Here is a 1,075-nt window from a genome sequence, read left to right as displayed (position 1 = left end):
CCGTGATGCTGGCACTTGCCGTGTTCGTCACCTGGGCGATCGTCGGCTCCAAATACGGCAAGCTCCTGATGGCGGTGCGCGATGCCGAGAGCCGCACGCGCTTCCTCGGCTGGCGGGCCGAGAATGTAAAACTGTTCACCTTCACCGTCTCGGCTGTCATGGCCGGCATTGCCGGCGCGCTCTACGTGCCGCAGGTCGGCATCATCAATCCGGGCGAGTTCGAGCCGGCCAATTCGATTGAAGTCGTCGTCTGGGCGGCTGTCGGCGGACGCGGCACCATTGTCGGGCCGATCATCGGTGCGTTGCTGGTCAATGCCGGCAAGTCCTGGTTCACCGGCGTGCTGCCGGAATTCTGGCTGTTTGCATTGGGCGGGCTGTTCGTCGCCGTCACGCTTCTGCTGCCCAAAGGCATTATCGGCATGTGGGACAGTTGGCGCGGCAACGCCAAGGCGTTGCGGGCAGCTTCGATTGCCGAGGAAGCCGGCACCGATGCCGACGTGCCGCCGCCGGCGAAAATCGTTCGCAGCGAGGCGAGAAAGCCCGGCGACTGGTCCGCCAGCAACCCCGAACCGCAGCCGGCGGAGTGAGCGATCATGTCGAAGTCGAACACGATCCTTTATCTCGACGGCGTCTCGGTCTCCTTCGACGGCTTTCGCGCCATCAACAATCTGTCGCTGGTGCTCGACAAGGGCGAGATGCGCGCCATCATCGGCCCCAACGGCGCCGGCAAGACGACGATGATGGACATCGTCACCGGCAAGACGCGGCCCGACGAAGGCGAAGTGTTCTTCGATGGCCAGGTCGATCTGACCAAGCATGACGAGGCCGAGATCGCCATGATGGGCATCGGCCGCAAGTTTCAGAAGCCGACCGTCTTCGAAAGCCACACGATCGAGGAAAACCTGATGCTGGCGCTGAAGGGACCGCGCTCGATCTTCCCGGCGCTGTTCCATCGCCGCTCGGCCGCCGAGACGCGGCAGATCGACGACATCCTTGGCATCATCCGGCTTGGCGACAAGCGTGACGAACTGGCGGCCAATCTCAGCCACGGCCAAAAGCAGTGGCTGGAGATCGG

1 protein-coding gene and 1 pseudogene are annotated in these 1,075 nt (G+C 63.6%); both read left to right on the top strand.

Annotated features, from left to right (window positions below; translation table 11 throughout):
* Positions 1-587: pseudogene (locus EN750_RS35820) on the top strand (urea ABC transporter permease subunit UrtC); the annotation flags it as partial.
* A gap of 6 nt (positions 588-593) precedes the next feature.
* A partial coding sequence (locus EN750_RS35815) for an ATP-binding cassette domain-containing protein (RefSeq protein WP_127399383.1) occupies positions 594-1,075 on the top strand: 482 nt, incomplete at its 3' end.

It is taken from the genome of Mesorhizobium sp. M7A.F.Ca.ET.027.03.2.1 (assembly GCF_003999175.1).
Lineage (GTDB): Bacteria > Pseudomonadota > Alphaproteobacteria > Rhizobiales > Rhizobiaceae > Mesorhizobium.
Note: the sequence above shows the minus strand (reverse complement) of the source record. Positions and strands in the feature narration are given on the sequence as shown.